This is a genomic window from Streptomyces vinaceus, from assembly GCF_008704935.1.
In the GTDB taxonomy this organism is placed as follows: Bacteria; Actinomycetota; Actinomycetes; order Streptomycetales; family Streptomycetaceae; genus Streptomyces; species Streptomyces vinaceus.
Genome location: NZ_CP023692.1, coordinates 6,301,701 through 6,326,324, shown reverse-complemented (window position 1 = coordinate 6,326,324; position 24,624 = coordinate 6,301,701). Strand labels below are relative to the sequence as shown.

Below are 24,624 nucleotides of genomic sequence, written 5' to 3'. Positions count from 1 at the left end.
CGGGTTCCCCCCTTCAGACGATCGGGTCGTGGACGGTGACGAGCTTGGTTCCGTCCGGGAAGGTCGCCTCGACCTGGACGTCGTGGATCATCTCCGGGATCCCGTCCATCACGTCGGCGCGGCGGAGCACGGTGCGGCCCGAAGCCATGAGTTCGGCCACGGTCCGCCCGTCGCGGGCTCCTTCGAGGATGTGCGAGGTGATCAGGGCGACCGCCTCGGGGTGGTTGAGCAGGACGCCGCGCGCCTTGCGCTTCTCGGCCACGTCCGCGGCCACGTGGATGAGCAGCCGTTCCTGCTCGTGCGGTGTCAGTTGCACTCGTATCACCAAGTTTCCGGGACCAGATCAGCGTCGCGCCGGGCCGACCCTAACGGCCTTCAACACTTTGTTGACCTGCACATATCCGAGCCAAGCGTCTCTTGCCCAATGCAGGGGAAGGCTTTCCGCCCCGACCACCGCCTCTTTGCCGAAGGATGGGTGATCATTGACGGAAGGTCGTGCCCGCCACGCTAGGCGCCGCGCTTTTCCGCCGCGTTAACCCACGTTTCGGGGAGGCACCCGGTTCAACTCCGGGGCGTCGACCCGCGGGCCGCCCGGGCGCGGTTCCGTATACGGCCACCCATGAGGAGACGCATGTTCGCCAATCCCGTACGGCACATCACCTTCGACGCCCTCGACCCGTACAGGACGGCCGGGTTCTGGTCCGAGGTGACCGGCTTCCCGATCCATCCGAACGACGTGGAGGGGGACGAGGAGATCCTGCTCGACCCGGGGCAGCCCGGGGTTCCGGGCCTGCTGTTCATCCGGGTACCGGACGCCAAGTCCCTGAAGAACCGCGTCCACCTGGACATCCAGCCGCCGAGCGGCACGCGGGACGAGATGGTCGAGCGGCTGATCGGGCTCGGGGCGAAGCTGGTGGACGACCGGCGCCGGGAGGACGGCCTCGGCTGGGTGGTCCTCGCCGACCCGGAGGGCAACGAGCTGTGCATCGAGCGCGGCGCCGCGGAGCGCGGGGAGGGCTGAGCCCGCGTCCGCGTCCGCGTCCGCGTCAACAGCCGGAGACGCTCTTCGCGGGAGCCCCGACGGGCCAGGGCAGGGCGATCCAGACGGTCTTGCCGCCGTCTTCGGTGGGGCTGACGGAGAGCCGGCCGCCGGCTTCGGCCGTGAGCCAGCGGATGATGACCATTCCCCGGCCGTTGTCCTGCTGGACGGCGGCCGGGAGGCGCCTGGGCCAGCGCGGGTGACTGTCAGTCACCCCGACGCGCAGCCACTCCCCGCGCTCCAGGCGGACGTCGACGGTGAAGGTGGGCGACTGGCCGAAGGTGTGCTGGACGGCATTGGTGGCCAGCTCCGAGACGATCAGCCGGACGCTGTCGGCGGTGTCGGCCTCGTCGGGCAGTCCCCATTCACCGAGCACCTCCGCGACGTAGCGGCGGGCGGTGGCGACCGAGGCGGGATCGCTCGGCAGAGTGACGGATGCTTCCTGGTGGTCTGCCATGGCGACGGTCCCTTTCCCACCGGGGCGAACCGCCCCGGATCTGTGCTGGACGCCAGAGTGCCACCCATCGTCCCGTCGGCGCGGCCGTTCCCCCAAGATATGCATATATCTGTCGCTCAATGCAGTGAACTCTGCTACGGAAGAGCGTATTTGGACGGCAGACTGGTGCGAGCTGTGCCGGTGGAAGGAGGCGGGTATGCAGCACGGTCCCGCGGTGCGTCGGCGCAAGCTCGGCGAGGAACTGCGCGCCCTGCGCGACCGGACCGGGCTCACCAGTGGTGAGGCCGCCCGGATCGCGGGATGGCACCAGTCGAAAATCAGCCGCATCGAGACGGGGCGCAGTGGCGTGAAACCGGAGGACATCCGGCTCCTCCTCGATGTGTACGCGGAGGTGGTCAGCCCCGAGCAGCGGGCGCTGCTGGAGGCCCTGTCGGCCTCGGCGGCGGGGCCCGGGCCGGGCGTCGGCGAGGCCGGGCGCGGGCGCCAGTGGTGGCACGACTACCGGGGCCTGCTGCCCCAGGAGTACCGGGACTTCATCAGCCTGGAGGCGAGCGCCCGTTCGGCCCGTACGGTCGAGCTCTCGGTGGTGCCGGGGCTGTTGCAGACCCCGGAGTACGCGCGGGCGGTGACCCGGGCTGCGCTGGGCGGGCTGCCGGAGCCCAAGGTGGACGCGCTGGTCGACGTACGGCTGGCCCGTCAGTCGGTGCTGCGGGCGGCTCCGCCGCTGGAGCTGAGCGCCGTGCTGGACGAGGCGGTGCTGCGGCGGCAGATCGGCGGGCCCGGGGTGATGGCGGCGCAATTGCGGCATCTGGTACAGGTGGCCCGGTTGCCCCAAGTGAGCCTGCAGGTACTGCCGTTCAGCGTGGGGGGCCATCTCGGCCTTACAGGACCGTTCGTAATTTTCTCATTTCCGAACATCGCCGATCTGGATGTGGTGGTACTCGACCATTTGACGAGTAGCCTCTACCTGGAGCGGAAGGAAGACCTTGAGGCGTACAGCGCCGCATTCCGCACCATCCAGGCGCACGCCCTACCGCCCCAGGACTCGTCGGATCTCATCAGCTCACTCGCTGACGACGCGTAAGGAGGCACCCCCGTGTCCGCAACCCCCCTCTCCACCAGCGGACTTCTGAACAGCGCGCGGTGGCGGCGGAGCAGCCGCAGCACCGGAATGAACAACTGCGTGGAAACCGCCGCGCTCGGTGGCGGCGGCCTGCTGGCCGTCCGCGACTCGAAGCGGACGGACGGCCCGGCCGTGCTCTTCACCCGGCCGGCCTGGAACGGCTTCCTCGCATCCGTACGGGCGGACGTGGACGTGCTCGCGTGACGCCCTAGTGGTCCGTGGCTCCGGCGGGGGCGGTCCCCAGGATCGTCTCGACGGCCCGGTCGATCTCGTCCCCCGTGAGATCGGCCCGCGCGGTCAGCCGCAGCCGGGAGATGCCGTCCGGCACCGACGGCGGACGGAAACACCCGACGGACAGACCTGCCTCGCGGCAGTCGGCGGCCCAGCGCAGTGCCGCCGCGGCCGACGGGGCCCGTACCGACACCACGGCCGCGTCCGGCCGGGCCGCGGTCAGGCCGGACGCGGTGAGCCGCCCGTACAGCCGGTCGGCCACCTCGCGGGCCCGGCCGGCGCGCTCCGGCTCCCGCCGGAGCAGGCGCAGGCTCGCCAGCGCCGCACCCGCGGCGGCCGGCGCCAGCCCGGTGTCGAAGATGAAGGTCCGCGCCGTGTTGACCAGGTGCCGGATCACCTTGGCCGGGCCGAGCACGGCCCCGCCCTGGCTGCCCAGGGACTTCGAGAGCGTGAGGGTGGCGACCACCCCGGGGGCGCCCGCGAGCCCGGCGGCGTGCAGGGCCCCGCGGCCGCCCTCGCCCAGGACGCCCAGCCCGTGCGCGTCGTCCACGACCAGGGCCGCGCCCCGCTCCCGGCAGGCGGCGGCGTACGCGGCGAGCGGGGCCGCGTCCCCGTCCACGGAGAAGACCGAGTCGCTGACCAGCAGCGCGCGGCCCCCGTGCGTGGCCAGCGTCTTGCGCGCGGCCTCCGGATCGGAGTGCGGGATGACTTCGACCGCGGCGCGCGAGAGCCGGCAGCCGTCGACGATCGAGGCGTGGTTGCCGGCGTCGGAGACGACGAGGGTGCCGCGGTCGCCGAGCGCGGTCACGGCCGCCAGGTTGGCCGCGTACCCCGAGGACAGGACGAGCGCGGCCTCGAATCCGCAGAACGCTGCGAGCTCCCGCTCAAGCTCCGCATGAAGCTCGGTCGTACCGGTCACCAGACGTGATCCGGTGGCCCCGGCCCCCCAGCGCTCGGCCGCCTCACGGGCGCCGCGTACGGTCTCCGGGTGCCGGGACAGGCCGAGGTAGTCGTTGCTCGCGAGGTCCAGCAGAGGCGAGGAAGCCGGGCGGGGGCGCAGCGTCCGGACGAGTCCGGCCTGCTCACGGGCCCGCTCCGCGTCGTCGATCCAGGCGAACACGTCATCGGGCTCGGGGCTGTGCTGGCTCATCGGCGGGTCCTCGTTTTTTGTCGGCAGTCCACAGACCTGCCTGACCCTAACGGCCGCCACTTGAGTGCCAGGTGTGGCGATCCACACACTCCGTTCCGGCCATGTTGTGTGATCTCTCCTTGGCCGGGAGTGGTGGTGTGGTCCAGGATCGGCACCATGGACCTGCTGAACACCCTGGTGGACAAGGGGCTGCGGCGCGAGCTGCCGACCCGCGAAGAGGCGCTCGCCGTACTGGCGACCTCTGACGACGAACTGCTCGACGTGGTGGCCGCGGCCGGCAAGGTGCGCCGCCAGTGGTTCGGGCGTCGGGTCAAGCTGAACTACCTGGTCAACCTGAAGTCGGGCCTCTGCCCCGAGGACTGCTCGTACTGCTCGCAGCGGCTGGGCTCGAAGGCCGAGATCCTCAAGTACACGTGGCTGAAGCCAGAGGAGGCCTCCCAGGCGGCCGCGGCGGGCGTCGCGGGCGGCGCCAAGCGCGTGTGCCTGGTGGCGAGCGGACGCGGCCCGACGGACCGCGACGTGGACCGGGTCGGCAAGACCATCGAGGCCATCAAGGAGCAGAACGAGGGCGTCGAGGTCTGTGCCTGCCTCGGTCTGCTCTCGGACGGCCAGGCCGAGCGTCTGAAGGACGCGGGTGCCGATGCCTACAACCACAACCTCAACACGTCCGAGGCCACGTACGGCCAGATCACCAAGACCCACACCTACGCGGACCGGGTCGACACGGTGCAAAAGGCGCATGCGGCGGGCCTGTCGGCCTGCTCCGGCCTGATCGCGGGCATGGGCGAGAGCGACGAGGACCTGGTCGACGTCGTCTACTCGCTGCGCGAGCTGGACTCGGACTCGGTGCCGGTCAACTTCCTGATCCCCTTCGAGGGCACTCCGCTGGCCAAGGAGTGGAACCTCACCCCGCAGCGCTGCCTGCGCATCCTGGCGATGGTCCGGTTCGTCTGCCCCGACGTGGAGGTCCGGATCGCCGGCGGCCGCGAGGTGCACCTGCGCTCGATGCAGCCGCTCGCGCTGAACATCGCCAACTCGATCTTCCTCGGCGACTACCTCACCAGTGAGGGCCAGGCCGGCCAGGCCGACCTCGACATGATCGCGGACGCCGGTTTCGAGGTGGAGGGCGCCGGTACGACGACCCTGCCGGCGCACCGCGCGGACGCGCTGGCCGCGGCCCGGGCGGCGGCGGCCCAGGGCCCGTGCGGCTCCTCGGCGGCCGAGGCGGGCTGCGGTTCGGCGTGCGGCGGCTGCTCGGGCCACGAGGCCGTTCCCGCCCGGGCCGCGGCCGAAGCGCCGGCGCCCGTGCCCGCCGGGGCGCCGGCCCAGGCTCCGGCCGGGGAGGTCCGCTCGGACCTGGTGGCGGTCCGCCGCCGGGGCGCGGGAACGGACCTCGCCCCCAATGCCTGATCAGCACCACCCGCTGCCGGCCGCCGAGCTGCTCGCGCTGGACCGGCAGCACGTCTGGCACCCGTACGGTCCGATGCCCGGGCGGCAGGAACCGCTGGTGGTCTCCTCCGCCTCGGGGGTCCGGCTGCGGCTGGCCGAGCCCGCGCAGGGGCAGGACGAGCTGGTCGACGGCATGTCCTCCTGGTGGTCGGCGATCCACGGGTACAACCACCCGGTGCTGAACGAGGCCGTGACCGGCCAACTCGGCCGGATGTCACACGTGATGTTCGGCGGGCTCACCCACGAGCCCGCCGTCCGCCTCGCCGCCCGGCTGGTGGAGATCACCCCGCCCGGCCTGGAGCACGTCTTCCTGGCCGACTCGGGATCGGTCTCGGTCGAGGTCGCGGTGAAGATGTGCCTCCAGTACTGGCGTTCCGTCGGCCGGTCCGGCAAGACCCGGCTGCTGACCTGGCGGGGCGGCTACCACGGGGACACCTGGACGCCGATGGGCGTCTGCGACCCCGAGGGCGGCATGCACGAGCTCTGGTCGGGGATCCTCCCGCAGCAGCTCTTCGCCGACACCCCGCCGAGCGGGTTCGACGCGCCCGTGGACCCCGCGTACGCCGACCACCTGCGCTCCCTGGTCCGCGCCCACGCGGACGAGCTGGCCGCGGTGATCGTGGAACCGGTGGTGCAGGGCGCGGGCGGCATGCGCTTCCACCACCCGGGGTACCTGCGGGTGCTGCGCGAGCTGTGCGACGAGTACGACGTACTGCTCGTCCTGGACGAGATCGCGACGGGCTTCGGCCGCACCGGCGCCCTGTTCGCGGCCGACCACGCCGGGATCACCCCGGACGTGATGTGCCTCGGCAAGTCGCTGACCGGCGGCTACCTCACGCTGGCCGCCACCTTGTGCACGGAGCGGGTGGCGAACGGGATCTCGCAGGGCGCCGTCCCGATCCTCGCCCACGGGCCGACGTTCATGGGCAATCCGCTCGCCACGGCCGTGGCGCTGGCCTCGATCGACCTGCTCCTCGGGCAGGACTGGCAGCGCGAGGTCAAGCGCATCGAGGCGGGCCTGTGGGAGGGGCTGGCCCCGGCACGGGAGCTGCCCGGCGTACGGGACGTTCGGGTCCTGGGCGCGATCGGCGTGGTCCAGCTGACGCACCAGGTCGACGTGGCCGCGGCGACGCGGGCCGCGGTCCGCGAGGGCGTGTGGGTGCGCCCCTTCCGGGATCTGATCTACGTGATGCCGCCGTTCGTCACGGGCGACGCCGACGTGGCCCGCATCTGCCGCGCGGTGTGCGCGGCGGCACAGGAGGGCTGACATGACGGTACTGATGGTCTCGGGCACGGGCACGGAGATCGGAAAGACGGTGGTCACGGCGGCGGTCGCGGCCGCCGCGGTGGCGGCGGGCCGCTCGGTGGCCGTCCTGAAGCCGGCTCAGACGGGTATGGAACCCGGCGCTCCGGGCGACGCGGCGGAGGTGGTCCGCCTCGCCGGTCCTTCGGTCACGGCGGTGGAACTGGCCCGCTATCCGGAACCGCTGGCCCCGGACACGGCGGCCCGGCGGGCCGGGCTGCCGACGCTCTCCCCCGCGCAGATCGCGGACGCGGCCCGGGAGCTGTCCCGCTCCCACGACCTGGTCCTGGTGGAGGGGGCGGGCGGGCTGCTGGTCCGCTTCGACGAGGCCGGCCACACCCTGGCCGACGCGGCCCGCCTGCTCGACGCCCCGGTCCTGGTGGTCACCCCGCCGGCCCTCGGCACCCTCAACTCCACGACCCTGACTGCGGAGGCCCTCCGGGCGCGGGGCCTGTCGTCGCCGGGCGTGGTCATCGGCAGCTGGCCGGCGGAGCCGGACCTGGCCTGCCGCTGCAACCTGGCCGACCTCCCCTCGTCCTCGGGGCTCCCGCTGGTGGGCGTCGTACCCGAATCCTCGGGATCCCTGTCGCCGGAGTCCTTCCGCGAGGCCGCCCCGACGTGGCTCTCCGCCGACCTCGCGGGATCGTGGTCTCCGGCGGCCTTCCTGACGGCCTGGCAGGCCTGAGCACCGGGCCCGGCGGTGGGGGTCAGTGGCCGCCGCGGGGCTCGGCGCACCCGCCCTCCACGTAGACGGCGTGCGCCTGCACGCTCACCGGCGGGGTCAGACGACCCGTCACGCACGGCCCGCTCTCCGGGACGGACAGGACGAACGAGAGGCTGCCGGCGCTCGACGCGTACACGTCCACGGTCTGCGCCGCGTAGCCCATCCCGGCCAGCAGCGCGCTGAGCTCCTGCGCCGTCCGCGGTGCGCCCTTCCCGTCGGAGCCGCCGAGCGCGGCCCTGATCCGGGCGGCGTGCGCGTCGCCCCGGCACTGGGCCGCGGGCGTGAGCGTGCCCTGCTGCTTGTACCCGTGGTTCTCGGCGTACTTGCGCGCCTCGGGGTCCGTGGGCAGGTCGTCCGGCGTGGCCGGCCGGCTCGGGACGGCGGTCGGCTTCCCCGCGCACGCCGCGGCCACCTCGGGGAAGAGCCTGTCGTGGCGGGCGACCGCGGCGGCCGCCCGGGCGGCGGGGTCGGGGGTCGGGCTCAGGGACGGCAGCGGGGACGGGCCCGCGGCCTTGCCGTTCCCGGGCACCTCGGTGCCGCAGGCGGTCAGTACGAGCAGTCCTGCGGCGAGCAGCACCGCACCGGCGGGGGTCCTGCGGGAGGTCACGGGGGCTCCGCTCTCGAATCCTGCGATCAGCCGATTGTCGTCACCGCACGGGGCGGGGCACATGAGTACGGGTACTCAGTGGGTGGCCGGACACCCGTCACCCGTGGGCACCGATTACGGGGCGTGCGGGCGGGGAACACGCCCGGAAAGCCGGCCGCGACCCGCCGTCAGCCCGCCGCCACCCGTCGTGACCCGCCGTCCGCCCGCCCGTCCCGCCCAAGCCGGAGGTCCGCCATGCCCTCACCGCACCGTGTTCCGGACTCCGTCGACCATCCGTTGTTCGCCCGGTTCTACGCCCGGCTCAGCACCACCGCCGACGCCCGCGGCGGCGTACGCGATCTTCGCGGCGAACTCCTGCACGGGGTGTCGGGCCGGGTCATCGAGATCGGGGCGGGCAACGGCCTGAACTTCGCCCACTACCCGCGCGCCGTCTCCGAGGTCGTCGCCGTCGAACCGGAGCGCAGCCTGCGCAGGCTGGCGGCCGACGCCGCGCTCCGCGCCGAGGTCCCGGTGGATGTCGTGCCGGGGGTCGCCGAGGCCCTTCCCGTCAAGAGCGAGGCCTTCGACGCCGCCGTGGCCTCCCTGGTGCTGTGCACCGTACGGGATCTGCCGCGCGCGCTCTCGGAGCTCCACCGGGTGCTGCGCCCGGACGCCGAGCTGCGCTTCTTCGAGCACGGCCGCGCGCCCACCGCCGGCATGGCCGCCGTCCAGCGGACGCTGGACCGGACCGTCTGGCCGCGCCTCTTCGGCGGGTGCCACACCGCCCGTGAGCCCGCCGCCGCGATCGAGGACGCCGGCTTCCGGATCACCTCGTGCCGCGCCTTCCGCCTTCCGGAGCGCGGACCCGCGCTTCCGACCTCGTACTGCGTGATCGGGACGGCCCGCCGGGGTCCCGCGTAGCCCCACGAGCCCCGGAGGTCTCGCACGACCCTTCCGGCGGAGGTTCAGGCCAGCGGCTTGACCCAGCGGGTCCAGTGGTCCTCGGGGTGGTAACCGCCTGCCGCCCACGCCCCCTGCGCCCGCTCGTTGCGGTCCAGCACCATCGCGTCGGCGCGGCGTCCGCCGAGCTCGCGGAACCGTTCCTCCGCGGCGGCCAGCAGCGCGGAACCGATGCCCCGGCGGCGGTGGCCGGGGTGCACCGCGAGCCGGTACAGGTGGCAGCGCCAGCCGTCGAAGCCGGCGATCACGGTGCCCACGAGTTCGCCCTCGCGCCGGGCCAGCAGCAGGGCGTGCGGATCGCGGGCGTGGAGGCGCTCGACCCCGGCGAGGTCGTCACTGATACTCGTTCCCTCGGCGGCCGTCTTCCAGAAGTCGAGCACGGCGGTGAGATCCGCGGCGGACGCGGGGCCGATGTGAAGATCACTCATGGCCGGATCCCATCATCCGGTCGCGCTCCGCCGAAAGGACGGTCCGACCGCTTTGCCTTTCCTTTACCATGGTGACCAGCAGTCGGCCGCTCCAGAGCCGACCCGAGCGAAAGGTGTGAGCGTCCGCCCATGGGCGAGCCCCCCAGTACCCGACATCGCGCGACACCCCTCCTCCTGGCTGATCATGGGACGGAGGTGACCGACCGATGACCGAAGTGCTCCTGCTCCTCGTGGCGCTGCTGCTCTGCCTCGCCTGCGGGGCCTTCGTCGCGGCCGAGTTCTCGCTGACCACCGTCGAGCGCAGTGAGCTCGAACAGGCCGCCGAGCGCGGCGAACGCGGAGCCGAGAGCGCCCTCGCAGCCGTCCGGAGCCTGACGTTCCAGCTCTCGGGAGCCCAGCTCGGCATCACGGTGACCGGCCTGGTCATCGGCATGATCTCCAAGCCCTCGATCGCCGCCCTGCTCCAGGGCCCCTTCGAGGCCCTGGGGCTGTCGGCCGGCGCCGCCTCCTCCACCGCCCTGGTCCTGGGCACCGTGCTGTCGACCGTCGTCCTGATGGTCGTCGGCGAACTGGTGCCCAAGAACTGGGCGATCTCCTCCCCGCTGGCCATCGCCAAGCGCGTGGCCACCACGCAGCGGGTCTTCACCCGCGCCTTCCGGCCGTTCATCAGCCACCTGAACACCACGGCGAACCACATGGTCCGCCGGCTCGGCATGGAGCCGGCCGAGGAGCTGGCCTCCGCACGCACCCCGCAGGAGCTGGTGGCGCTGGCCCGGCACTCCGCGAAGGCGGGCGCACTGGAGAAGGACACCGCCGAGCTCTTCGTACGGACCCTGAACCTGGCCGACCTGACCGCGGAGAACGTCATGACCCCGCGGGTCCAGGTCACGGCCCTCGACGTGCAGACCACCGCCGAGGACGTGGCCAACGCGACGCTCGCGACCGGCCTGTCCCGTTTCCCCGTCTACCGGGGCAGCCTCGACACCGTCGTCGGCACCGTCCACATCAAGGACGTGCTCGCGCTGCCCGCCGAGGAACGCCACCGCCACCCCGTCTCCCGGCTGCTGCGCGATCCGCTGCTCGTACCGGAGTCGCTGACGGTCGACCGGCTGCTGGACCTGCTGTCCGGCCGCCAGACGATGGCCGTGGTGATCGACGAGTACGGCGGAACGGCCGGCGTGGTCACCCTGGAGGACATCGTCGAGGAGGTCGTCGGCGAGGTGCGCGACGAACACGACCCGCACGAGACCTCCGACCTGGCCCCGGCCGGTACGGACGCCTCCGGGCGCCGCCTGTACTCCGCCGAGGGCGCCGTGCGCACCGACCAGCTGGAACGGATCGGACTGCGCGTGCCGGACGGCCCGTACGAAACCCTGGCCGGGCTGATAGCGACCGAGCTCGGCCGGATCCCGGCCGTCGGAGACAGCATGGAGCTGGCCGGCTGGCGGCTCGACGTGGTCGACGCGAGCGGCCGGCGGGCCGCGCGGGTGCTGCTGCACGCCCCGGCCGACCCGGCGCAGGAGTCCTCCGACACGGGTGGGGAGGGGGACCGATGACGGTCATCCAACTGCTGATCGGCCTGGCGACCCTGGTCGTCAACGCCTTCTTCGTCGGCGCGGAGTTCGCGCTGATCTCGGTGCGTCGCAGCCAGATCGAGCCGTACGCCGAGCAGGGCGACCGGCGGGCCCGCGCCGTGCTGTGGGCGCTGGAGCACGTGTCGGCGCTGATGGCGGCGGCCCAGCTGGGCATCACCCTGTGCACCCTGGTGCTGGGTGTGGTGGCCGAACCGGCCATCGCGCACCTGCTGACCCCGCTGTTCGACCTCGTCGGGGTGCCCTCGGGGCTGACCCACGCGATCTCGTTCGTCGTGGCGCTGGCGCTGGCCACGTACCTGCACATGCTCTTCGGGGAGATGCTGCCGAAGAACGTGGCGCTGTCCGAGCCGGTGCGCACCGCGCTGCTGCTCGGTCCGCCGCTGGTGACCCTGGCCCGGGCGCTGCGGCCGGTGATCTTCGCGATCAACGCCTTCGCCAACCTCCTGCTGCGGCTGCTGCGGGTGGACGTGAAGGACGAGGTCGCGGCGACGTTCTCGGACGACGAGCTGGCCCGGATCGTGAAGGACTCCAGTGACGCGGGTCTGATCGACGACCGGGCGAGCGAGCGGCTGCACGACGCCTTGGAGCTGGGCCGGCGGCCGGTCACCGATGTGGTGCTGCCGCTGGACCGGGTCGTCGTGGCGCGCGAGGGCGTGACGCCTACGGCCCTGCAGCGCCTGTCGGCCGAGTCCGGGTACTCCCGCTTCCCCGTGATCGACGCGCAGGCCGGGATCCTCGGATACCTGCACGTCAAGGACGCGCTCGACGCGGACGGGGCGGAGCGGGACCAGCCGTTCCCGGTGTCTGCGCTGCGCCCGATCGCCCAGGTACGTGCGGAAACCCCGCTGGACGACGTGTTGACCGCGATGCGGCGCAGCCGGACGCACCTGGCGGCGGTCATGGGCTCGGGCGGAGCCATGACGGGCCTGGTCACGATGGAGGACGTACTGCGGGAGCTGTTCGGCAGGCCGGCCTCCGCCTGACGCGGCCGCCACCGCGGCGGTGCCCCGGCCCCGCACGGCCGGGGTACCGCGCGGTAGCATCGCTGCGCCATGGAGATGAATGCCTCTTACACCAGTTTCGTCGCGGTCGGCGACTCCTTCACCGAGGGCATGTCCGACCTGCTGCCCGACGGCTCCTACCGCGGCTGGGCCGATCTGCTGGCCGCCCGGCTCGCGGCGCGCGAGCCCGGTTTCCGCTACGCCAACCTCGCGGTGCGCGGGAAGCTGATCGGGCAGATCGCCGAGGACCAGGCCCCGGTCGCGGCGGCGATGGGCGCGGACGTGGTGACGCTGGTCGGCGGCCTGAACGACGCGCTGCGACCGAAGGTCGACATGGGCAGGGTGCGCGGGCACCTGGAGGAGGCCGTGGGGCTGCTGGCCCCCACCTGCAAGACGCTGGTGCTGATGCGCTCACCGGGGCGCAACGGGCCGGTGATGGACCGCTTCCGTCCGCGCATGGAGGAGCTCTTCGGGATCATCGAAGAGCTGGCCGCCCGGCACGGGGCCCTCGTCGTCGACCTGTACGGGGCCGGTGTGCTGGCCGACCCCCGGATGTGGGACGTGGACCGGCTGCACCTGACGGCCGAGGGCCACCGCCGGGTGGCCGAGGCGGTCTGGCAGACGCTCGGCCTGCCGCCCGAGCAGGACTGGCGCGCCGAACTGGCGCCGGCGGTGGCGCCGGGCTGGGCCGTGCGCCGGACCCAGGACCTCAGCTTCGCCCGGCAGCACCTGCTGCCGTGGATCGGCCGACGGCTGACGGGCCGCTCCTCCGGGGACGGCCGCCCGGCCAAGCGCCCGGAACTGCTGCCGTACGAGGCCGTCGCCGCCGAGCGGCTCTCGTAGCAAGGCACAATCCGAGGCGGGGTCCCCACCTGCGTAAACACACAGCTGCGGCCCAAGTAGAATCCCTACACGTGACAGCCAAGCCCCGCATCCCCAATGTCCTGGCCGGCCGCTACGCCTCCGCGGAGCTCGCCGTCCTGTGGTCCCCCGAGTACAAGGTGACGCTGGAGCGGCGGCTGTGGCTCGCCGTTCTCCGCGCCCAGAAGGACCTCGGCATCGAGGTCCCGGACGCCGCCCTCGCCGACTACGAGCGCGTCCTGGAGACCGTCGACCTCGCCTCCATCGCCGAGCGCGAGAAGGTCACCCGGCACGACGTGAAGGCCCGCATCGAGGAGTTCAACGCCCTCGCCGGCCACGAGCACGTCCACAAGGGCATGACCTCGCGCGACCTCACCGAGAACGTCGAGCAGCTCCAGATCCGGCTCTCGCTGGAGCTGGCCCGCGACCGTACGGTCGCCGTCCTCGCCCGCCTCGGCAAGCTGGCCGGCGAGCACGCCGAGCTGGTCATGGCCGGCCGCTCCCACAACGTCGCCGCGCAGGCGACCACCCTGGGCAAGCGCTTCGCGACGGCGGCCGACGAGCTGCTGGTCGCCTACGCCCGGCTGGAGGACCTGCTCGGCCGCTACCCGCTGCGCGGGATCAAGGGCCCGGTCGGCACCGCCCAGGACATGCTCGACCTGCTGGGCGGCGACGCCGCCAAGCTGGCCGACCTGGAGCAGCGGATCGCCGCCCACCTCGGCTTCGCCCAGGCCTTCACCTCCGTCGGCCAGGTCTACCCGCGCTCGCTCGACTACGACGTGGTCACCGCCCTGGTGCAGCTGGCCGCCGCCCCCTCCTCGATCGCGAAGACCATCCGCCTGATGGCCGGCCACGAACTGGTCACCGAGGGCTTCAAGCCCGGCCAGGTCGGCTCCTCCGCGATGCCCCACAAGATGAACACCCGCTCCTGCGAGCGCGTCAACGGCCTGATGGTCATCCTGCGCGGCTACGCCTCGATGACCGGCGAGCTGGCCGGCGACCAGTGGAACGAGGGCGACGTGTCCTGCTCCGTGGTCCGCCGGGTGGCCCTGCCCGACGCGTTCTTCGCGTTCGACGGACTGCTGGAGACCTTCCTGACGGTCCTCGACGAGTTCGGCGCCTTCCCGGCCGTCGTGGCCCGCGAGCTGGACCGCTACCTGCCGTTCCTCGCGACCACCAAGGTCCTGATGGGCGCTGTGCGGGCGGGTGTCGGCCGCGAGGCCGCCCACGAGGTCATCAAGGAGCACGCCGTGGCCTCCGCGCTCGCCATGCGCGAGCAGGGTGCCGAGCGCAACGAGCTGCTGGACAAGCTGGCCGCCGACGAGCGGATGCCGCTGGACCGGGCCCAGCTCGACGCCCTGATGGCCGACAAGCTGTCCTTCACCGGCGCGGCCGGTGACCAGGTCGCCGCGGTGATCTCTCGTATCGAGGCGATCGCCAAGCAGCACCCGGAGGCCGCCGGGTACGCGCCGGGGTCGATCCTCTGACCCCCGAGGAGCTCGACGCCGCCCGTGACCGCGTCCTCCCGGACGTGGTCGCGGGCGGTCTGCGTGTGCTGTTCTGCGGGATCAACCCCGGTCTCCTCTCCGCCGCGACGGGCCATCACTTCGCCCGCCCCGGCAACCGTTTCTGGCCGGTCCTGCATCTGTCCGGCTTCACCCCGCGCCGCCTGCAACCCGCGGAGCAGGAGGAGCTGCTGTCCTACCGGCTGGGCATCACCAACGTCGTTGCCCGCGCCACGGCCCGGGCCGACGAGCTGAGCGCCGAGGAGTTCCGCGAGGGCGGCCGCATCCTGACCGCCAAGGTGGAACTGCTGCGCCCGCACTGGCTGGCGGTCGTCGGAGTCACCGCCTACCGCACGGCCTTCGGGGAGCCGAAGGCCAAGATCGGCCCCCAGGAGCGGACCATCGGCTCCACCCGCATCTGGGCCCTCCCCAACCCCAGCGGCCTCAACGCCCACTGGACCGCGGAGTCCATGGCCCAGGAGTACGCCCGCCTCCGCACGGCCGCCGAGCACACCCCCGAAGCGGAGCCGGACACCCCCTAGGGCGGGTCGATCACGGTCACCGCGGCCATCAGCTGCGGCGAGTGGTCGGCTCCCCACCGGGCCTCGTAGACGGCGACCCAGCGGTCCCCGACCCGCCAGAGGTGGAGGTGGTCGCTGGTGTCGCCGATCTCCTGCCACGGCTGCGCCGCCTCCCCGGCCTCCGTCCGCAGCCGCAGACCGGCGAGCGTGAGCCGGTCCGGCTCGCCCCAGCGTTCCTCCAGCCGCTGGGCCAGAGCCTCGAACTCGGCGGACACCTGGTCCTCGTGCGCCAGGCGGTCGGCCGCGTCCTCGTCCCCGTACCACCGGCTCCCGCCGAGCTCGGCGAGGTGGTAACCGGGCCCGCTGGTGCCCACTTCGGACCTGCCCCGGACGTCGGGGAAAGCCCGCGCCCGGAGCCGGTCGATCGTGTCGAGATGCTCTGCCGTGGTCATGCCGTCAGTATCGCGCCGGGGTCTGACAACTGGCCCGGCGTCACGCGTCGCGCCGACGCACCGCCAGCCAGCCGCCGGCCAGCGCGGCCGCCGCCCACAGCGCCAGCACCGCGAGGCCGCTCCAGGGACCGAGCCGACCGGTGGACGCCCCGTGCAGCACGAGCTGTCCCGCCTGGTCCGGCAGGAACTCCGCGACACCGCCCGCTGCCTGGCCGATGATGAACGGCACCATGACGACGAAGGGTATGAGCACGCTCAGCACGATCGCCGCACTGCGCAGCACCGCCGTCAGTCCGGCCGCGAACAGGGCCATGAGCGTCAGGTACACGCCGCTGCCGAAAACGGCCCGCAAGGTGCCCGGGTCCCCCAGCGACAATGCGTGCCGCCCCATGAACGCCTGGCCCAGGACGAAGGTGAGCAGTCCGGCGACCTGGCCCACCAGGAAGGCGAGCCCGCCCACCACGGCGACCTTCGACAGGTAGAAGCGGGTCCGGTTCGGCACCGCGGTCAGCGTCGTCCGCAGCGCTCCGTTGTGGAACTCGGCGGCCAGCGCGCTCGCCCCGAAGGTGAAGGCCGCTATCTGGCCGAAGTTGATGCCGTAGAAGGCTCCGAGCAGTGGGTCCTCCCCCAGGCTGCCCGCCTCCTGTCGGCCTATGGCGGCGGCCGCCAGTGCCTGTATCCCGGCGGTGGCCACGAGAATGGCGATCAACGCCCCGAAGGTGCCGCGCAGGGACCGTATCTTGATCCATTCCGAGTGCACGACGGGGACGGTGGGCAGAGCGGCGCTCATGGCGAGCCTCCTTGGGGTAGGCGGAAGTCAGTGGGTGGCGGCGAACTGGGCGTGGTCGGCGGTCAGGTCGAGGTACGCCTGCTCCAGCGAGGCGCGTTCGTCGGAGAGCTCCAGCACGGGGATGCCCTCGCGGGCGGCCATGCCGCCGAGCCGCTCGGCCCGTATGCCCTCCACGGTCCAGCGATCGCCTTCGGCGGCGGCCAGCTCGAATCCGTCCCGTGCGAGGGCCGCCCGGAGGCGGACCGGATCCGACCGACAGCGGCACGGTCGAACCACTCAATTCGGACCTCATGGCCCCCCCGTCGGGCCGCCGCTTTCCTCGTGCCTGTGCCGTTGGTCCCCCTCATCCTCATAGTGGTGCTGTCGGGAGAGCTGGTCAGCGCGATCGCGCGCCGGCGGCCGGGACCTTCGCCCGCCGAGCTGCTCACCGTCCTCAAAGCCCGCACCGAGCAGCCGTTGGAGCGCACCCGCATCGCGCGGAAGCTACACGACTCGATCGGGCACGCCCTACCGACAGCAGACGGGCCCCGCTCAAAATGCGGCGCATTGCGGGATCGGCGCAGCGGCACTCCTCACTCGGCACACCCAGCCTGCGGGTGACGGCATCCTTATAGGCGGGGAGAGTTGTAATCTGGCCATCCAGCGGCGAGCTCGCGCCGCCGGAAAACGGCCGCACACGCCCACGGGCAGGCACATCAAGGACCCGATGCGCGACACACCTCCGCTCGCGGATGGCGTGGACATGCCGCACGGCGACGTGCGTCCCTGCAGCGTGCACCCCGCGGACTTCCAGCGTCGCGCTGGCGTGCAGAACTGGCCTAAACTCCTTCGGCCGAAGGCTGCCAGCCTCGCCACCCCTGGCATGCCCCTGCTGATCATGCTCGGACGGGCGGAGCGCGAGTATCTCGACTTGCTGTACGAGAGGTCCCGGACAATAAGCAAGCACCGGAGCGTTGGAGGTGGTGTTTGCTGCCCGCCTTCCGCCGGTCGACTGGCGACGGGCTGGTGTCGGCGCCCCCTTTCTTTCACGCACGAATGGGCCTACCAGCGCCCCTACACCTCAGACCGGCAACGCCAGGAAGCGTTCACCGACTGGATCGACTGGCACAACTACCACCGGCCCCACACCGGCGTCGCAGGCCAAACACCCGCCAGCCGCGCCACCAACCACTCCGGACAACACACCTAGCCGTTGCGGTACGCGGCTTCGTTAGCCATGGCGAGGAATTCGGCCACCCATTCAGGGGTGAGAGTGCCATCGATGGCACGGCCGGCCGCGATCACTCGTTCCTCGATCACCTCCTCCACTCGATCCCGTACTCCGGTGGCGTTGAGCAGATGGCGCAGGACGTCCGGATCTGGGGTCGTGCCGTCACCGGCGAATAGCGCCTGGACCACTGGCTGATCTCGCAGGGCTAGTGACATCAGCAGCGTCATTTTGTGCTGTTGGAGGTCCAGCTGGCCGGGCTTGCCAGTCAGCACCGCGTCACCGAAGAAGTCCAGCAGGTCGTCCCTGAGCTGGAACGCCTCGCCCACCGCCATGCCGTACTCCTCGAACGGCGCCAGGAGCCTCTCCTCACCTGCCAGCGCGGCTCCGAGTGTCAAGGGCCGGGAGACCGTATAGTGGCCGGACTTCAACAGGGCGATGCAGCGGGCCCGCTCCGGATCGGCCTCGAACTGGGCCGCACTGCGGAGGTCGAGGAACTGCCCGACCACGAGTTCGGTACACAGCTCTCCCCAGATCCGGCGCACGCCGGGCGGACAGTCCGCCAGCAGGCGCTCCGCGTACACCAGGGCGAGATCGCCGCCGAGGACTGCGACCGCTTCGCCGTACCGGCGGCCCTCGCCTCGCCAGCCGCGCTGCCCATGCAGCTCCTCGTGGAGCACGTGGGCCGTGGGCCTGTTCCTACGTCGCTCCGAGGCGTCCATTACGTCGTCGTGCAGCAGGGCAAAGCTGTGCAGCAGTTCTAGCGCCGCCGCCACGTCGACGATCGCCGGGTCGTCCGGGTCACCACCGGCCGCCAGGTAGCCGGCGATGCAGAACGCGGGGCGCAGCCGTTTCCCCCCGCTGCCGAACATGCCGACCACGCAGTCGAGTACTTCGACCGAGTCCGGGTCGAATGCTGCCCACCGTTGCCGCTCCGTGGCGAGGAACTGCTCGATCCGCTCGTCCACTCGAGTCAGGAGTCGGTCACGCCATCGGCGAGATGGGGCGTTGGTCGTGTGGCGCGGTGAAAGGGTCGAGGGCACTTGAGCTCCTTGATGCGGTGCACGGCAGAGGAGTACAGGTATTTCTCGCATGCGGCACGCGCTCCCGAAAGAGGCAGCTTCGGGTACAGAGCAGGTCCAGCCATGGCCTGCCCCTCCCTTGTAGCGTCTTGGAGCGTCCTTCGGGCAACCGAGAGTCCCCTTCCATCACGGTGTCCGGATCGAGTCCTGCTCACTCTCATTGATCGCCATCGATTGCCAAGGAGTTTCTTGTGAACACGCCCGCGGACGCACGCAAGGCCCCTTCCTCCAGACTCGTGGAATCTCCGGTCTTCGTCATTTCGACCGTGCGGTCGGGATCGACACTGCTCCGGTGCGTACTCAATTCGCATTCCCAGCTGCACGCCGACCACGAGATGCACCTGGGCGGCCTGCGGGTCGAGATCGACACCAAGCCCGCGGCTGCGGCGACGGATGAAATGGGGCTCACCGCGACCGAACTGGAGCATATGCTCTGGGATCGCCTTCTCGATCACCAGCTGAAGGCCAGCGGAAAGAGCGTCCTGGTGGAGAAGACGCCGGGGAACGTCGCCATGTGGAAGAGGCTGGCCGAGTGCTGGCCTCACGCCAGGTACATATTCCTGCTCCGCCATCCCGTGCACGTCCTGGAATCGCTCTCCGAGATCTTCCGCGACCAGTTGGCCGACATATCACTTTCCCAAACCCCCGAGGAAGTGGAGGCAAAGGTGCGGAGCAGCGCCGTCGCGCAGATATCCCCGATGCTCGAAGCGGTCGCGGAGGCCCGCGCCCACCTGGACGGCATCACCGTCCGGTACGAGGACCTGACGACCTCCCCGGACGTCGTCACGAAGACCATCTGCGATTACCTCGGGGTTCCGTGGGAGGCCGAGATGCTGAATTACGGAAGTCACGACCATGGATCGTTCCGGATGTTCCTCGGAGACTGGCGCGAGAGGATCTCCTCCGGAGTCATCCAACCCCACCGCCGCCTGCCGGCCATCGATGAGGTCCCCGCAGACCTGGCCGGCCAATGCAAGGCCTTGGGCTACGCATAGGGCGGGGCAGCACCGGCAGACGGCCGTGCAGGAACCATCAAGTCTGCTACACAGTCCCGCCCGTACGGTGCTGTCACGGAGGCCGCAATCGCAGGGAGGGCGGCGTTTGCGAGGAGGTTCCCATGCCGGTCGAACCCACGGCTGGTTGGCCGGGTCTGCGCGGGCTGCGCGTCCTTGACCTTTCCCGACTGCTGCCGGGCGGATTTGCCACCCTCATGTTGGCGGACCTCGGCGCTGACGTCATCAAGATCGAGAGCCCGAATGGGGGCGACTACGGCAGGGCCGTGGACCCCGATGCCTTCGCTGCGCTGAACCGCAACAAGCGGTCGGTCGTGCTGGACCTACGCGAGGCAGCCGGTCGGGAAACCTTGCTGCGTCTCGTGGAGCGCAGCGACGCGGTCGTGGAGAGCCACCGCCCCGGCGTGCTGGAGAGCATGGAACTCGGCTACCAGCAGCTGCGCGCCGCCAATCGCCGCATCGTGCTCTGTTCGATCACCGGCTACGGCCAGACCGGACCCTACGCCGGGCGGCCCGGCCACGACCTGAACTTCCTGGCCCTGGCGGGCTTCTTCGCGGTGCCGCACCGCGTGGACGCGATCGTCGACCGGGTCGGCGTCCGGGTGGCGGACATGGCGGGGGCCATGTACGCCGCGCTCGCCACCTCGGTGGCGGTCTCATCAGCCCGGCTCTCGGGCGAGGGTCAGCACCTGGACGTGTCGCTACACGAAGCGGCCGCTGCCTGGTCGGGTGCGCTCGCCCCGCCGTTGAAGGAAAGCAGGAGCCCGACCGACAGTCCGCTCGTCACAGGGGACAACGACGTGTTCCTACTGGCCGACGGGCGCCGGATAGCCTTCGCGACCTTTGAGGACAAGTTCTGGCTCACTTTCCGGCTGTCCCTCGCCCGGGAGTTCCCGGTTCTCGCCGACGGCAGGTACGACTGCCGCGCGGACCGGACGCGCGCCAAGCGGGAGGTGCGGGCGCTGCTCGAAGAGGTCTTCGCACAGCGTGATCTCGCCTGGTGGTCCACGGCACTGTCCGAACTGGACCTGCCGTGGGCGCCTGTCTACGAGACCTCCGCCGAAGTCTTCGCAGACGAACACGTCGCCGCCCGCGGGCTGGTGGGCACCCTGCCCGGTTCGGCCACCGAACGACCCAGGCAGCAGGTGCGCTTCCCTGTCCTGTTCGGATCCGGGCTCCATTCCCTGCGCGGCGCCGCTCCCGGACACGGTGATCACACCGCCGAGGTCCTCGCCGAGCTGAACCTGTGACGAAGCGGGCTACCGCCCGGGCCCCCGAAGGGATCCTGACGAGATGAGCACCGACCCGATGACCCAGACCGGCCCGGTGGGCAGCGTGTTCCTGGAAACCGCCGAACAACGGGCACTGCGCGCAGCCATCGCGGGCCTCGCCGGCCGCCACGACCGGTCCGCCGACGGGCTGTGGGCCGAGGAGCTGTGGGCCGAGGCCGGGCAGCTCGGCTACCTCGGCGTCAATCTCCCCGAGGAGTTCGGCGGCGGTGGCGGTGGTATCACCGAACTGTCCATCGTGCTGGAGGAACTGAGCGCGGCGGGCTGCCCCCTGCTGATGCTCGCCGTGTCACCGGCCATCTGCGGCACGATCATCAGCCGGTTCGGTACCGCTGAGCAAAAGCGGCGGTGGCTGCCCGGTCTGGCCGACGGAACGGTCCGGATGGCATTCGGGATCACCGAACCCGACGCGGGGTCCAACAGCCACCGGATCACGACGACCGCGCGCCGGGACGGCACAGGCTGGGTCCTGACCGGCCGCAAGGTGTTCGTCTCCGGCGTGGACACGGCCGATGCCACCCTCGTCGTCGGCCGCGCGAGCGGCGGCACCGACGGCAGGCTGAAGCCCTGCCTGTTCATCGTGGAGCACGACACACCGGGATTCGAATACCGGGAGGTGGAGATAGAACTCTCCGCTCTCGAACGACAGTTCCAGCTCTTCCTGGATGACGTTCGGCTGCCCGCCGAAGCCCTGGTGGGAAATGAGGTCGCGGGTCTGCCGCAGTTGTTCGCCGGCCTGAACCCCGAGAGGGTCATGATGGCCGCGTTCGCGGTCGGCATGGGCCGGCGCGCCCTGAACACGGCGGTGGAGTACTCCCGTACCCGCCAGGTCTGGTCGGTTCCGATCGGCGCCCATCAGGCCATCGCCCATCCGCTCGCCCAGATCCACATCGAACTGGAACTCGCGGGTCTGATGATGCGCAAGGCCGCCCATCTGTACGACCAGCAGCACGACCAGGCGGCCGCCGAAGCCGCCAACATCGCCAAGTACGCCGCAGCCGAAGCTGCGGTACGAGCCGTCGACCAGGCGGTCCAGACGCTGGGCGGCAACGGGCTCACCACCGAGTACGGCCTCGCCGCGCTGCTGCCCCTCTCCAGGGTGACCCGGATCGCGCCGGTCAGCCGCGAGATGATCCTCAACTTCGTGGCGCACCACACCCTCGGCCTACCGAAGTCGTACTGACCACCCCTCCTGAACAAGGCGTGTCCGATACCTCGGACACGCCTTCGTGGTGTTCCCGACTCCCGGCACCGGGGTACGGCTGCGGCCCGCCCCGTCCCGGTTGTACCGGGCGGGACGGGCCGTGGCAGGGACGGAGTTCCGTCAGAGGTACGCGTTGGCAGGGTTGAAGCCGTCGCCCAGCACCGGTATGCACTTGTGCTGCTTGATATCGAGGTTCGAGCCGTCGAATGTGTCGCCGGTGGTGCGCTGCGGGTAGACCCAGGTGTCGCCGAGCGTGTAGCGCGCGTTCACGGCCAGGCGGAGCCGGGCGTCCGGCTTGGAGGCGCGGGAGCGGTGCATGCACCGTTCGGTGAAGATGATGTACTCACCCGCGTTCATCGGCATGGTCTCGGTGGCCCCGGGTGCCAGTTCGAAGGGCTCCGTGACTACGGCCAGCAGGCCGGCGCAGCGCTCGCTGAGGAGGTCGAAGAGGTCGTCGAGCGAGTGCTGGGCGGGGTCCACACCGTCGAACACCCGGCGGGTGTCGATGTCGAGGATCAGGCTGTTGTTCTTCGCCCGGGTCAGCAGCTCTTCCTTGGTCTTGATCCGGTTCCGCGGATCAACATAGGCCCCGGACTCGGTGAGCGTGACCATCCGCTTGGGGTACGCCGACCTCTGCGACCCCTTGACGAACTCCATCACGCCGTCGTCCTCGGAGACGTCCGTCAGCGGGAGCCAGAGCGTCCAGCTCCACTGGCTCGACGGGTTCATCGGGAAGAGCGCCGGCCGGTGGCCGCCCACTTCCTCGCCGTCGAAGTACCCGTATTCCTGGTGCCAGTCGATGGCGCCGTCGCCGGGGAACTTCTCGAAGAGCTTGCTGCGCCAGAGGACCAGCGAGTCCGCGCCGGTCGCCTGCTCCAGCGACTTGATGAGCTCGGGGGCGGTCAGGAGTTCACGCACCTTCTCGTTGATCAGGTGCCAGTCACGAACCGAGTACCGGTTGTACAGCGGGTGGACGGGCTGGTTGTCGAGCACGTCGCGGAAGAACTCGCGAAGTTCCCCGATGGTGTCCTCCGAGGCGAATCGCGGGAACGGTCCCACGAATCCGTTCTTCTCCAGGGCGTCGCGGGGGGACATTTCGGTCGTCATCCTCATGCCTTTCACATTGAATCTATCTTGAAAGTCGGTCAGGAAACGCGGGCGAGCTCCGCGGGTGGCGACGCGTTGACTCGCCGCTTCCGCTGCCACTTCTCGAGCAGGCTCAGGCCCGGACTCGTCATGACCGTGGTGATGACGGCCACGACGACCAACTGTGCGAACACGGTTCTGGTTATGAGGCCCGCTTCCAGGCCGATGTTCAGGGCGACGAGCTGGATCAGACCGCGCGTGTTCATCAGCACCCCGACCTGGGCGGCCTGCACCCAGTCCCGGTCGTGCCACAGCTGGGCGGCCGTGCACGCGCCGAGCTTCCCCAGCACGGACGCGGCCAGGAAGAGGAGCACTCCGGTCACCATGGCTGCGGAGCCGAGCAGTTGGATGTCGGTCCGCAGGCCGGTGTAGACGAAGTAGAAGGGCAGAAGCACGCCCACGGCGAAGGGGCGGACGGTCGCCGACCACCGGGACAGCGCCTCGCTCTTGGGGAACGCCAGCCCCAGGGCGAAGGCACCGATCACCACATGGAGTCCGAGGAACTCCGTTGTCGCGCACGCCGCGAACAGCAGGGCGCAGAGGAGTGCGAGGAAGCCGGTGCCCTGCTCGTCGTCCGTCCGGGCCATGTACCACCGAACGCCGGGGCGGACCGCACCGAACAGGACCGCCACGAAAGCCGCGAAGCCGAGGGCGGTGACGACGGGGCTGACCTCGCCAGTGGCCGTGAAGGTGAGCATCAGGCCGATGCCCAGCCAGGCGATGACATCGTCGAGGGCGCCTGCGCCGAGTGCGATCGTACCCGTCCGGGAGCCGAGCAGTCCGCGCTCCTCGATGATGCGGGCCAGCATGGGCAGCGCCGTGATGGAGACGACGATGCCGATGTAGAGGGCACCTGAAGTGCTGCCGACGTCGGGGACCAAATCCGGCCGGCTACTGAAGAGCCAGGCGGTGACGCCGACTCCGAGGAGGAAGGGCGCGGAGATGCCCGCCAGGGAGACGGAGAGGCAGCGTCGGAGCAGTCCACTGCCCCGGGTCAGCGAGCTGCTGAACTCCAGCCCCACGAGGAACATGTAGACGGCGATGCCCAGCTGGCCCAGAGCGTACAGAACGGGTCGCGACTGGTCCGGGAACATCCACTTCTGCACGTCCGACAGCAGCAGGCCGAACAAGGACGGGCCGAGAGCGATGCCCGTGAGCATCTCCGCGATCACGGGCGGCTGGTTCAGCCGGGCCATGACAGCGGTGAGCAGCCTGCACACGGCGATCATCGTGGCGGCGCACAGGAGGAACTTCGTCAGGATGTCGGCCGACATCCCTGTCAGCCTCCCATCGCGGCGATGAGACTCTTGGGCCGCATGTCGGTCCAGTTCTGCTCAATGTGGTCGAGGCAGGCCTGGCGCGTGTCGGCGGTCTTGGCCACGTCCCATCCGTCGGGGATCTCGGCGAAGTCCGGCCACAGGGAGTGCTGGCCTTCGTCATTGACCAGGACCAGGTAGGTGCCCTCGGGGTTCTCGAACGGGTTACTCATGACATTTCTCCTTCTTGGG

Annotated in this window: 28 protein-coding genes and 1 pseudogene; 16 read left to right on the top strand and 13 right to left on the bottom strand. The window is 71.0% G+C overall.

Annotation, left to right across the window (positions count from 1 at the left end):
- Positions 1–13: 13 nt before the first annotated feature.
- Entirely contained in the window at positions 14–316 is a 303-nt protein-coding gene (locus CP980_RS28565) for an urease subunit gamma (RefSeq protein ID WP_150529361.1), read from the bottom strand.
- A 303-nt stretch (positions 317–619) separates the two neighbouring features.
- Here CP980_RS28565 and CP980_RS28560 point away from each other — a divergent pair, with 303 nt between their 5' ends.
- Entirely contained in the window at positions 620–1,021 is a 402-nt protein-coding gene (locus tag CP980_RS28560; RefSeq protein ID WP_229906970.1) for a VOC family protein, read from the top strand.
- A 25-nt stretch (positions 1,022–1,046) separates the two neighbouring features.
- On the opposite strand, the gene CP980_RS28555 is transcribed toward CP980_RS28560, so the two are convergent.
- Positions 1,047–1,496 (bottom strand): ATP-binding protein, encoded by a 450-nt coding sequence (locus CP980_RS28555; RefSeq protein ID WP_132758724.1) that lies wholly within the window; start codon positions 1,494–1,496, stop codon positions 1,047–1,049.
- A 196-nt stretch (positions 1,497–1,692) separates the two neighbouring features.
- Here CP980_RS28555 and CP980_RS28550 point away from each other — a divergent pair, with 196 nt between their 5' ends.
- The gene (locus CP980_RS28550) at positions 1,693–2,580 is read left to right on the top strand and encodes a helix-turn-helix domain-containing protein (RefSeq protein ID WP_099893948.1); all 888 of its coding nucleotides are present in this window, start codon (positions 1,693–1,695) and stop codon (positions 2,578–2,580) included.
- A 12-nt stretch (positions 2,581–2,592) separates the two neighbouring features.
- Entirely contained in the window at positions 2,593–2,823 is a 231-nt protein-coding gene (locus tag CP980_RS28545) for a DUF397 domain-containing protein (RefSeq protein ID WP_132758722.1), read from the top strand.
- Positions 2,824–2,827: 4 nt separating this feature from the next.
- Here the strand turns inward: CP980_RS28545 and CP980_RS28540 are convergent, their stop codons facing one another.
- Positions 2,828–4,000 carry an 8-amino-7-oxononanoate synthase gene (locus CP980_RS28540; RefSeq protein ID WP_099893946.1) on the bottom strand — a complete coding sequence of 391 codons (1,173 nt, stop codon included), beginning with the start codon at positions 3,998–4,000 and terminating at the stop codon, positions 2,828–2,830.
- Between the two features lie 156 nt (positions 4,001–4,156).
- Here CP980_RS28540 and bioB point away from each other — a divergent pair, with 156 nt between their 5' ends.
- From bioB to bioD, 3 genes are read left to right on the top strand one after another with little or no spacing between them, the layout of a single operon-like run.
- Positions 4,157–5,410, top strand: coding sequence for a biotin synthase BioB (gene bioB / locus CP980_RS28535; RefSeq protein ID WP_099893945.1), 1,254 nt, complete (start codon positions 4,157–4,159; stop codon positions 5,408–5,410).
- The gene (locus tag CP980_RS28530; protein WP_132758718.1) at positions 5,403–6,716 is read left to right on the top strand and encodes an adenosylmethionine--8-amino-7-oxononanoate transaminase; all 1,314 of its coding nucleotides are present in this window, start codon (positions 5,403–5,405) and stop codon (positions 6,714–6,716) included. Before bioB ends, CP980_RS28530 begins: the two co-directional genes overlap by 8 nt.
- A gap of 1 nt (position 6,717) precedes the next feature.
- Complete coding sequence (bioD, locus tag CP980_RS28525; protein WP_150529360.1) at positions 6,718–7,437, top strand: dethiobiotin synthase; 720 nt, start codon at positions 6,718–6,720, stop codon at positions 7,435–7,437.
- 22 nt (positions 7,438–7,459) lie between these two features.
- Here the strand turns inward: bioD and CP980_RS28520 are convergent, their stop codons facing one another.
- Positions 7,460–8,083 (bottom strand): hypothetical protein, encoded by a 624-nt coding sequence (locus CP980_RS28520; RefSeq protein WP_150529359.1) that lies wholly within the window; start codon positions 8,081–8,083, stop codon positions 7,460–7,462.
- A gap of 234 nt (positions 8,084–8,317) precedes the next feature.
- Between CP980_RS28520 and CP980_RS28515 the strand changes: the two genes are divergently transcribed.
- Positions 8,318–8,983: a class I SAM-dependent methyltransferase gene (locus CP980_RS28515; RefSeq protein WP_132758713.1), complete on the top strand. Its 666-nt coding sequence runs from the start codon at positions 8,318–8,320 to the stop codon at positions 8,981–8,983.
- A gap of 44 nt (positions 8,984–9,027) precedes the next feature.
- Here CP980_RS28515 and CP980_RS28510 read toward each other — a convergent pair whose 3' ends face one another.
- Complete coding sequence (locus tag CP980_RS28510) at positions 9,028–9,450, bottom strand: GNAT family N-acetyltransferase (RefSeq protein ID WP_132758711.1); 423 nt, start codon at positions 9,448–9,450, stop codon at positions 9,028–9,030.
- Between the two features lie 206 nt (positions 9,451–9,656).
- Between CP980_RS28510 and CP980_RS28505 the strand changes: the two genes are divergently transcribed.
- From CP980_RS28505 to mug, 5 genes are all read left to right on the top strand, one after another.
- Positions 9,657–11,006, top strand: a complete 1,350-nt coding sequence (locus CP980_RS28505) for a hemolysin family protein (protein WP_132758710.1) — start codon at positions 9,657–9,659, stop codon at positions 11,004–11,006.
- A complete protein-coding gene (locus CP980_RS28500; protein WP_150529358.1) occupies positions 11,003–12,028 on the top strand; it encodes a hemolysin family protein in 1,026 nt (341 codons plus the stop codon). Before CP980_RS28505 ends, CP980_RS28500 begins: the two co-directional genes overlap by 4 nt.
- Before the next feature lie 69 nt (positions 12,029–12,097).
- Positions 12,098–12,889, top strand: a complete 792-nt coding sequence (locus CP980_RS28495) for an SGNH/GDSL hydrolase family protein (RefSeq protein ID WP_123515536.1) — start codon at positions 12,098–12,100, stop codon at positions 12,887–12,889.
- A gap of 71 nt (positions 12,890–12,960) precedes the next feature.
- Positions 12,961–14,394 (top strand): adenylosuccinate lyase, encoded by a 1,434-nt coding sequence (gene purB / locus CP980_RS28490; RefSeq protein ID WP_099893936.1) that lies wholly within the window; start codon positions 12,961–12,963, stop codon positions 14,392–14,394.
- Complete coding sequence (mug, locus tag CP980_RS28485; RefSeq protein WP_132758706.1) at positions 14,391–14,954, top strand: G/U mismatch-specific DNA glycosylase; 564 nt, start codon at positions 14,391–14,393, stop codon at positions 14,952–14,954. Before purB ends, mug begins: the two co-directional genes overlap by 4 nt.
- On the opposite strand, the gene CP980_RS28480 is transcribed toward mug, so the two are convergent.
- The 4 genes and pseudogenes from CP980_RS28480 to CP980_RS36760 all read right to left on the bottom strand — a co-directional run.
- Positions 14,951–15,385 carry a hypothetical protein gene (locus CP980_RS28480; protein WP_132758705.1) on the bottom strand — a complete coding sequence of 145 codons (435 nt, stop codon included), beginning with the start codon at positions 15,383–15,385 and terminating at the stop codon, positions 14,951–14,953. The two genes, mug and CP980_RS28480, sit on opposite strands and share 4 nt — an antisense overlap.
- Positions 15,386–15,425: 40 nt before the next feature.
- Positions 15,426–16,175, bottom strand: coding sequence for an ABC transporter permease (locus tag CP980_RS28475; RefSeq protein ID WP_150529357.1), 750 nt, complete (start codon positions 16,173–16,175; stop codon positions 15,426–15,428).
- A 27-nt stretch (positions 16,176–16,202) separates the two neighbouring features.
- Positions 16,203–16,349 (bottom strand): hypothetical protein, encoded by a 147-nt coding sequence (locus CP980_RS28470; RefSeq protein WP_308439362.1) that lies wholly within the window; start codon positions 16,347–16,349, stop codon positions 16,203–16,205.
- 743 nt (positions 16,350–17,092) lie between these two features.
- Positions 17,093–17,197 (bottom strand): annotated as a pseudogene (locus tag CP980_RS36760) (IS5/IS1182 family transposase); the annotation flags it as partial.
- Here CP980_RS36760 and CP980_RS36755 point away from each other — a divergent pair.
- Complete coding sequence (locus tag CP980_RS36755) at positions 17,167–17,364, top strand: integrase core domain-containing protein (protein WP_373312870.1); 198 nt, start codon at positions 17,167–17,169, stop codon at positions 17,362–17,364. The pseudogene CP980_RS36760 and the gene CP980_RS36755 sit on opposite strands and share 31 nt — an antisense overlap.
- Here CP980_RS36755 and CP980_RS28450 read toward each other — a convergent pair.
- A complete protein-coding gene (locus CP980_RS28450; RefSeq protein ID WP_167535887.1) occupies positions 17,361–18,350 on the bottom strand; it encodes a polyprenyl synthetase family protein in 990 nt (329 codons plus the stop codon). The two genes, CP980_RS36755 and CP980_RS28450, sit on opposite strands and share 4 nt — an antisense overlap.
- Positions 18,351–18,655: 305 nt before the next feature.
- Here CP980_RS28450 and CP980_RS28445 point away from each other — a divergent pair, with 305 nt between their 5' ends.
- The 3 genes from CP980_RS28445 to CP980_RS28435 all read left to right on the top strand — a co-directional run bounded on the left by CP980_RS28445 (position 18,656) and on the right by CP980_RS28435 (position 21,949).
- The gene (locus CP980_RS28445; protein WP_150529355.1) at positions 18,656–19,459 is read left to right on the top strand and encodes a sulfotransferase family protein; all 804 of its coding nucleotides are present in this window, start codon (positions 18,656–18,658) and stop codon (positions 19,457–19,459) included.
- Positions 19,460–19,581: 122 nt separating this feature from the next.
- Positions 19,582–20,727 (top strand): CaiB/BaiF CoA transferase family protein, encoded by a 1,146-nt coding sequence (locus tag CP980_RS28440; RefSeq protein WP_150529354.1) that lies wholly within the window; start codon positions 19,582–19,584, stop codon positions 20,725–20,727.
- 43 nt (positions 20,728–20,770) lie between these two features.
- Positions 20,771–21,949 carry an acyl-CoA dehydrogenase family protein gene (locus CP980_RS28435; protein ID WP_229906969.1) on the top strand — a complete coding sequence of 393 codons (1,179 nt, stop codon included), beginning with the start codon at positions 20,771–20,773 and terminating at the stop codon, positions 21,947–21,949.
- Between the two features lie 141 nt (positions 21,950–22,090).
- Here the strand turns inward: CP980_RS28435 and CP980_RS28430 are convergent, their stop codons facing one another.
- The 3 genes from CP980_RS28430 to CP980_RS28420 are packed head-to-tail and all read right to left on the bottom strand — an operon-like array spanning position 22,091 to position 24,605.
- Positions 22,091–23,077 (bottom strand): phytanoyl-CoA dioxygenase family protein, encoded by a 987-nt coding sequence (locus tag CP980_RS28430; RefSeq protein WP_167535886.1) that lies wholly within the window; start codon positions 23,075–23,077, stop codon positions 22,091–22,093.
- A 38-nt stretch (positions 23,078–23,115) separates the two neighbouring features.
- Positions 23,116–24,390, bottom strand: a complete 1,275-nt coding sequence (locus CP980_RS28425; RefSeq protein ID WP_150529352.1) for a cation:proton antiporter — start codon at positions 24,388–24,390, stop codon at positions 23,116–23,118.
- A 5-nt stretch (positions 24,391–24,395) separates the two neighbouring features.
- Complete coding sequence (locus CP980_RS28420) at positions 24,396–24,605, bottom strand: MbtH family protein (protein WP_150529351.1); 210 nt, start codon at positions 24,603–24,605, stop codon at positions 24,396–24,398.
- Positions 24,606–24,624 lie beyond the last annotated feature (19 nt).